This is a genomic window from Microbacterium sp. (assembly GCF_035554235.1).
Lineage (GTDB): Bacteria > Actinomycetota > Actinomycetes > Actinomycetales > Microbacteriaceae > Microbacterium.
In genome coordinates, this window is the sequence record NZ_DATMIO010000145.1 from 1 (window position 1) to 7,501 (window position 7,501).

At 70.8% G+C, this 7,501-nt stretch carries 8 protein-coding genes; 2 read left to right on the top strand and 6 right to left on the bottom strand.

The genetic code is table 11. From position 1 onward, the window contains the following. The 5 genes from VNT50_RS07650 to VNT50_RS07670 form a co-directional block, all read right to left on the bottom strand. Window positions 1–1,042: LCP family protein (locus tag VNT50_RS07650; protein WP_325484516.1), on the bottom strand; the 1,042-nt coding region annotated here is incomplete at its 3' end. After that, entirely contained in the window at window positions 1,039–1,506 is a 468-nt protein-coding gene (purE, locus tag VNT50_RS07655; RefSeq protein WP_325484523.1) for a 5-(carboxyamino)imidazole ribonucleotide mutase, read from the bottom strand. The genes VNT50_RS07650 and purE, both read right to left, overlap by 4 nt. A gap of 67 nt (window positions 1,507–1,573) precedes the next feature. Next, the gene (locus tag VNT50_RS07660) at window positions 1,574–2,722 is read right to left on the bottom strand and encodes a 5-(carboxyamino)imidazole ribonucleotide synthase (RefSeq protein ID WP_325484517.1); all 1,149 of its coding nucleotides are present in this window, start codon (window positions 2,720–2,722) and stop codon (window positions 1,574–1,576) included. A gap of 31 nt (window positions 2,723–2,753) precedes the next feature. Further along, complete coding sequence (locus tag VNT50_RS07665; protein ID WP_325484518.1) at window positions 2,754–3,314, bottom strand: PH domain-containing protein; 561 nt, start codon at window positions 3,312–3,314, stop codon at window positions 2,754–2,756. 131 nt (window positions 3,315–3,445) lie between these two features. Continuing rightward, window positions 3,446–4,228 carry a biotin--[acetyl-CoA-carboxylase] ligase gene (locus VNT50_RS07670; protein WP_325484519.1) on the bottom strand — a complete coding sequence of 261 codons (783 nt, stop codon included), beginning with the start codon at window positions 4,226–4,228 and terminating at the stop codon, window positions 3,446–3,448. Between the two features lie 329 nt (window positions 4,229–4,557). On the opposite strand from VNT50_RS07670, the gene VNT50_RS07675 reads away from it, so the two are divergent. Further along, entirely contained in the window at window positions 4,558–6,168 is a 1,611-nt protein-coding gene (locus VNT50_RS07675; RefSeq protein WP_414683954.1) for an acyl-CoA carboxylase subunit beta, read from the top strand. Further along, entirely contained in the window at window positions 6,165–6,395 is a 231-nt protein-coding gene (locus VNT50_RS07680; protein ID WP_325484521.1) for an acyl-CoA carboxylase subunit epsilon, read from the top strand. The genes VNT50_RS07675 and VNT50_RS07680 overlap by 4 nt, the downstream gene beginning before the upstream one ends. A gap of 298 nt (window positions 6,396–6,693) precedes the next feature. Here the strand turns inward: VNT50_RS07680 and VNT50_RS07685 are convergent. Continuing rightward, window positions 6,694–7,501 (bottom strand): hypothetical protein (locus VNT50_RS07685; RefSeq protein ID WP_325484522.1); only part of this gene is annotated, 808 nt, incomplete at its 5' end.

Below are 7,501 nucleotides of genomic sequence, written 5' to 3' on the forward strand. Positions count from 1 at the left end.
CCTTGGGCAGGCGCTGCTCGACCGTGATGTCGACCCCGCCGAGCGCGTCGACGAGCGCGGCGAACCCGTGCATGTCGACGAAGACGTAGTAAGGGATCTCGATGCCGAGCACGCCCTCCGCGGCATCCTTCGTCGCCTCGATCGCCGGCTCCGAGCCGTTGGCCTCCGCATCCGGGTAGAGCGCGTTGCCGTCCTGACACACCTCGACCTCGGTGCGCAGCTGGTTGATGCCGCTCCCCCACCCGCACGTGGGGTCGGCGTGACCCGTGTGCCCCTCGGGGTAGCGATCCTGCATCGGCCCGGCGGAGAAGGGCACGTTGGGCATGTCGCGCGGGATGCCGGTGATCGTCGTCGCGCCGGTCGTGGCGTTCACCGACACCACCGAGATGCTGTCGAAGCGCATCGAGTCGCGGCCCTCGCCGCTGTCCGCGCCAAGCAGCAGGATGTTGTAATACCCGTCGCTGGGGGGTACGACTGGTCCAGTCGCCTGGAAAATGGAGCCCAGGGTCTCGCGCGCCGCGCCGACCGAAGACGCGGCATACGCGGCCGTTCCGCTGGCGACCACGGTGAGAACGACTGCGCCGAGGGCGATCCCGAAGCGAGCCGAGCTGCCGGTCTTCACCAGCCGCACGAGGCGCAGCGTGTCGATGGCCAGCACGACCCACACGACGGCATACGCGATAAGCAGCCCCTGGGCAAGGAACAACGGGAGGGGCCGGAGCAGGCTGAGCCAGTCCGGGAGCCACGCGCCGGTCAGGATGCTGAGGCCGGCGGTCGGCCAGAGCAGCGCGAACAGCAGCGCGACCACGACGATGGCCCACAGGGTGAGCGTCGAGGCGAGCCCGATCCGGCCGAGCCGGCGGTTGCCCGCGAGCGACTGCGCCGATCCGGGCACGAGGAAGTTGAGGAGCACGAGCCACCAGCCCCGGCGCGTCATCACCGCGCGAGACCCCGTCTCGGGGTAGCGCAGCGGGCGGGTCTCGAACGCGGATGATCGCGCGCTCGCGGGGGGACGCGTGAGGGTCGGGCTCGCGACGCTCACAGCGAGTCCTTGAGCCGGGAGTTCTTCTCCTCGACCATCGCCTCGAGATCGCGCGCGTAGGCCTCGACGGCATCGGCGAGAGCGGGGTCGGATGCCGCGAGAATGCGCGCCGCGAGCAACCCCGCGTTCTTCGCCCCGCCGATCGACACGGTAGCGACCGGGATGCCGGCGGGCATCTGCACGATGGAGAGGAGCGAATCCATGCCGTCGAGGTAGGCGAGCGGCACGGGCACGCCGATGACCGGAAGCGCCGTGACCGACGCGAGCATGCCCGGCAGGTGGGCGGCGCCCCCGGCGCCGGCGATGAGAACCTTGAGCCCCCGCGCACGCGCCTCGCGGCCGTAGCGAAGCAGCTTGTCGGGGGTGCGGTGCGCCGACACGACCTCGACCTCGTGCGCAATGCCGAAGTCGATCAGAGCCTGTGACGCGTCGCTCATGACGCGCCAGTCCGAATCAGAACCCATGACGACGCCGACCAGGGGCGCGTCAGAGGAGTGCAGAGCTCGAGTCACTGGTCCAGGCTATGGGCACTCACTGAAAGAAAGCCGTTGCGGCGCGCGCCTGGTAGACGAGGTCGTCGAGGTCATCGCCTGCCGCGTTGACATGCCCCACCTTGCGGCCAGGACGCGGCGCCTTCCCGTAGGTGTGGATCTTGACCGATGGATGCGCCGCCATCGCCGCCGCGAAGCGGTCATCGAGCGCCCCTTCGGCCGGTCCGCCGAGGATGTTCACCATGACCGACCACTCCTCGCGGGGGCTCGTGTCGCCGAGGGGAAGATCGAGCACCGCCCGCAGGTGCTGCTCGAACTGGCTCGTTCTGGCGCCGTCCTGCGTCCAGTGCCCGCTGTTGTGGGGCCGCATCGCGAGCTCGTTGACGAGGATGCGTTCATCGGATGTCTCGAACAGCTCGACCGCCAGCATCCCGGTCACACCCAGCCCGGTCGCGATCTCGACGCCGATGCGCGCGGCCACCTCGATGAGCTTCTCGCTCGAGTACGGCGCGGGCGCGATCACCTCGGCGCAGACGCCGTCGCGCTGCACCGTCTCGACGACCGGCCAGGCGACGACCTCCCCGCTCGGGCGACGGGCGACCTGCTGGGCGAGCTCGCGAGTGAAATCGACGAGCTCCTCGGCCAGGAGCGCCCCACCCCGCGACCCGGCGCCGTCGCCGAACTCGGCGAGCGCCGCAAACCAATCCTCGGCCTCGGTCGGCGCCGACACGACGCGCACGCCTTTGCCGTCGTAGCCGCCGCGGGCGGTCTTGACGACCGCACGGCCGCCGTGCTCGTCGAGAAACGCCTGGAGCTCGGTCTCGTCGTGCACCGCGGCCCACGCCGGCTGCGGCATCCCGAGCTCTTCGAGCTTCGCGCGCATCAGCAGCTTGTCCTGCGCGTACTGCAGAGCGTCGGGTCCGGGATGCACGGGCACTCCCGCCGCGAGAATCGCGCGCAGCACATCGTGCGGCACGTGCTCGTGGTCGAACGTGATCACGTCCACCTCGCGCGCGAAGGCCAGCACGACGTCCTGATCCCGGTAGTCGCCCACGCCCGTAGCGGCGAGCGCCGCCGACATTCCCTGCTCTTCTGCCAGCACGCGCAGCTCGACACCGAGCTCCACCGCCGGTGCGATCATCATCCGGGCCAGCTGGCCACCGCCGATGACGCCCACGACATGTCCCATGCATCCATCTTCGCGCACGGGCGCGCCGGGGTCAGCCCGGGACGTCGCCGGCGGGATGCGGAAAGCCCTGCGCGTCGCGGTGCGCCAGGATCTGGCTGACCTCGACCTGATCGACCAGCGCCTCGTGCACGAGGTCGACGCTCGGCACGTTCACGATGCGCAGCGGCTCGTCGACGCCGTTCGAGAGCGTCAGGTTGCCCGCGCCCCACATCCGCTGCAGGATGCCGCGACGCACATCGATCGAGTAGCCCCGGGCGTGCGGGAGCTCGCGCGACCGCCGCGCGAGCACGCCGCTGCGGGCGATGACGCGGCGGGTCGTGATCGTGTAGGTGCGCGACCACCACACCAGGAAGGGGATGAGCACGAGGAGCAGCACGATCGCGGCCGCCGCGGCGAGCAGCATCCAGTTCTCGAATGGCGCGGGAAGGTTGTCGTAGAAGTAGCCGCACGCGCCGGCGACGGCGACGAGCGCGACGGCCGACCAGCCGAGCCGGCGGGCGTGCCCACGGAACTTCGCGACGAGCATCTCGGGCGCGGGTGCGCCCGGCGGAGGCATCTGCGGACGCCCCCCGATAGTCGTCGGCTGAGTCACCCCTCCATTGTGACCCCGCGCGCCGACGTCCGCCGCATCCCACGCGGCCCGGGCACGTGGGGCGGCGTCCGCGCACGGGCGGCACGCGTCAGCGCACGTGAGGCACAGCGTCAACGCATGTGGGGCAAGCGTCAGCGCACGTGCACGACGTCGCCGGCCGAGACCGCGCGCCCGGCGACGACGAGACGGCCGTCGGGGGCGATGCGCTCGGCCACGCCTTCGAGGGTCGTACCGTCGGGCAGGGCGACCGCGACCTCGAGTCCGAGCGTGACGCACACCTTCTCGACCTCTGCCCGAACCCCGGCCACATCGGCGTTCCCGTGGGCGCCGGCGAGCGCGGCGAGCTGCTCGTCGAGCGACGAGAGGTAGTCGGCGAGCAGGGCGTCGTCGTCGACCTCGATGCCGAGCGCCCCGAACGACGTGGCCGTCGTCACGGGCAGATCGGAGCGGGTCATCGACGTGTTCACCCCTGCACCGATCACGATGGCGTCGGCATCGGCCGTGACTTCGGCGAGGATGCCGCAGATCTTCAGCCCGTCGACGAGGACGTCGTTGGGCCACTTGAGCCGGGCGCTGCGTCCGCTGCCGACGAGGCGCACATCGATGGCGCGCGTCATCGCGGCGCCGGCGATGAGCGGGATCCAGCCCCGTGCGGCCGGGGGGATGCCGGGGACGCGGACGAGCACCGAGACGGCGAGCGCCGTTCCCGGCGGTGTCGTCCACGAGCGGTCGAGGCGCCCCCGTCCCGCCGTCTGGTCGGTGGTGAGAAGCACGGCGAGGTGCGGCCAGTCCGCGGCCGCGCCCTCCGAGACGGCCGCCACGAGGTCGGCGTTCGTCGACCCTGTGCGTTCCGAGACCTGGAGGCGGGGGCTCACACCGGCTGCGCGCGGGTAGCCGTCTTCTGGGATGGGCATGGCGCCACCCTACGCGAGGCGCCCTCGCCGCAGCATCCCCTTGCGCCGCTGAGGTGCGGGGTCGCGCTCGAGTGGCAGGTCGTGCCGCATCAAACCCCGCAAAGCGACCACCCGCACCACCTCGCCACGCCCGACCCGGCACACCGAGCGCTCGAGTGGAAGGAAGTGCCGCATCAACCCCCACGAAGCGACCACAACGGCCACTTCTATGAGGTCAGGAGCGCCCAGGATGCCGCGCACGGACGGATGCGGGAAGCCACAGGCCGATCGCGAACGACTTGTGCCGACCCTCCAACCGGCGCGGGGGACCCGCCGATAGGGTGGAAAGCGTGACCGATCAGCCCGACCTCAGCACAACAGCCGGCAAGATCGCCGACCTGCGCACCCGCTATTCCGAAGCGGTCGTCGCGGCCGAGAAGGTGGCGCAGACGAAGCAGCACGCCAAGGGCAAGCTGACCGCACGGCAGCGCATCGAGCTGCTCGTCGACAAGGGCAGCTTCGTCGAGTTCGACGAGTACGTGCGGCACCGCACCACGGCGTTCGGCATGGAGAAGTCGCGCCCCTACGGCGACTCGGTGGTCACGGGCGTCGGCACCATCCACGGCCGCACGGTCGCGGTCTACGCCCAGGACTTCTCGACGTTCGGCGGCTCGCTCGGCGAGGTCGCCGGCGAGAAGATCATCAAGGTCATGGAGTTCGCGCTGCGTGGCGGCATGCCGATCATCGGCATCCTCGACTCCGGCGGCGCCCGCATCCAGGAGGGCGTCGTCGCCCTCGGAAAGTACGGCGAGATCTTCCGCCTCAACACCCACGCCTCCGGCGTCATCCCGCAGATCTCCCTCATCATGGGCCCCGCCGCCGGCGGCGCCGTGTACTCCCCCGCGCTCACCGACTTCGTGATCATGGTCGACAAGACCAGCCAGATGTTCGTGACCGGTCCCGACGTCATCAAGACCGTGACCGGCGAGGATGTCGGCATGGAGGAGCTCGGCGGCGCCTACACGCACAACACGCGCTCGGGTGTTGCCCACTACCTCGCCGAAGACGAGGACGACGCGATCGACTACGCGCGCACGCTGCTCGGCTTCCTGCCCGACAACAACCTCGCCGAGATCCCCGTGTACGAGACGGACTTCGAGTTCGAGACGACGGATTCCGACCGCGTGCTGAACACGATCATCCCGGACTCCGCGAATCAGCCGTACGACATCCATCAGGTCATCTCGCACCTCGTCGACCCTTCGACAAGCTCAGGGCAGGCGGGCGATTTCCTCGAGGTGCAGCCGCTGTTCGCACCGAACATCGTCATCGGCTTCGGCCGCGTCGAGGGCCGCACCGTCGGCATCATCGCGAACCAGCCGTCGCAGATGGCCGGGACCCTCAACATCGAGGCCGGCGAGAAGGCCAGCCGCTTCGTGCGCTTCTGCGATGCGTTCAGCGTGCCGATCGTGACGCTCGTCGACGTGCCGGGCTACCTGCCGGGCACCGACCAGGAGTGGACGGGGGTCATCCGCCGCGGGGCGAAGCTGCTCTACGCGTACGCCGAGGCCACCGTGCCCCTGGTGACCGTCATCCTGCGCAAGGCGTATGGCGGCGCGTACATCGTGATGGGATCCAAGCAGCTCGGCGCCGATGTCAACCTGGCCTGGCCGACGGCCGAGATCGCCGTCATGGGCGGGCAGGGCGCGGTGAACATCCTCTACCGCGGCGAGATCAAGAAGGCCGAGGATGCGGGCGAGGATGTCGCGGCGGTGCGCACGCGTCTGGCCAACGAGTACACCTACAACGTCGCATCGCCGTTCCTCGCGGCCGAGCGCGGCGAGCTCGACGGCATCATCGAGCCGGCCGCGACACGCGTCGCGATCGCCAAGGCGCTCCGCTCGCTGCGCGGCAAGCGGGCAGAACTTCCCCCGAAGAAGCACGGAAACATCCCGCTGTGACGGACACCACGCCCGACCGGGACGCCCTCACGATCGAGGTGGCGCGGGGCGCGCCCACCGAGGAAGAGCTCGCCGCGCTCATGGCGGTCGTCAGCGAGGCGTACCAGCGCGAAGCCGCCGCGGCAGTGGTGGATGACGCGGCCGGGCCATCCGCGTGGACCCGAACACAGCGGCGTCTCAGGGCGCCGCTGCGCCGCGACATCCCCTTCGGGCGCTTCGCGGGCTGAACCACATCGGGCGCCGCGCGAACTGTCCCCCAAAGTGCCTACATACACCCCGCGACGGCCCCGCGCATACTGAAGGAGCTGAAACGCTTTTTGCGTTCGGCCGATTCACCGTCTCAGACGGTCTGGGTCGGCCGTCTGCGGACGGTTTTCGGGTAACCGCTCCGCTGTAGGCGAGGGGCGGGCGGCTTCGCCGCCCCTCGCCTCCTCCGCTCGCCGGACCCTCCCCCAGCAGGGCCGGCGGGGCTGGAGGCTCGCGCTCCGCCCTGGCACTCAGGCCGCCGGCCACTCAGGTGCGCGCTCAGCCCGCCGGGTGCCGGATCTCGCGCCACAGGTCGACGGCGTCTTCGTCGGTGAGCCCGTGGGTGCCGCCGGAGCGACCCACCACCGTGACAGCCACGTCGCTGTGCGGAGACGTGCGGATGATCAGGCGCTCGGAGCGAGCCTCGCGGAGGGCGTCGGCCAGCTCCGCCCTGATCACCCGAAGCGGCTCGGCGGCGACATCATCCAGCCCGCCCTCGTCGTAGACCGTGACGGTCGCGCCGCGCCGCCGCGCGGCGTCGATGGCCGCGCGCACGTCGTCATCGAGCATGCGGGCGCCCCGGAGTTCGTCGCGCAGGCGCCCCTCGGCGATCCGCGCCTCGTGACGATCGGAGTCCTCGAGCACACCACCGTGGGCGACCACCTTCGTCAGCACGGGACCGGCGACCGCGAGGGCGAGTTGCACCTGCACTCGCCGCTCCCGCTGGCGCACTCCCTGGGACGCCTGCCAGCCGGATGCGGCCTGCTGCAGTTCCGCGAGCTTCGTGGTGTCCCGTGCCGCGCGATCCATCGAGCGCACGAGAAGCTGGGCGAGGCCCACCCACACGATCGACCCGACGAGGCCGAGGGCGAGCGCGACGGGCAGACTCATCCACAGCGCGCACCCCGCTGCGAGCAGCACGGTGCCCGACCACGCCACCCACGGGCGCCGGCGTGTCATGACGATCGTCATGACCGCACCGATGCCGCCGATGTACCACGTCGCGAACGACGCCGTCCGCCCGTCCTCCCCGACCGCGATCGCGACGGCACTCGGGACCACCAGCGCACAGAGGATCGCGAGAGCC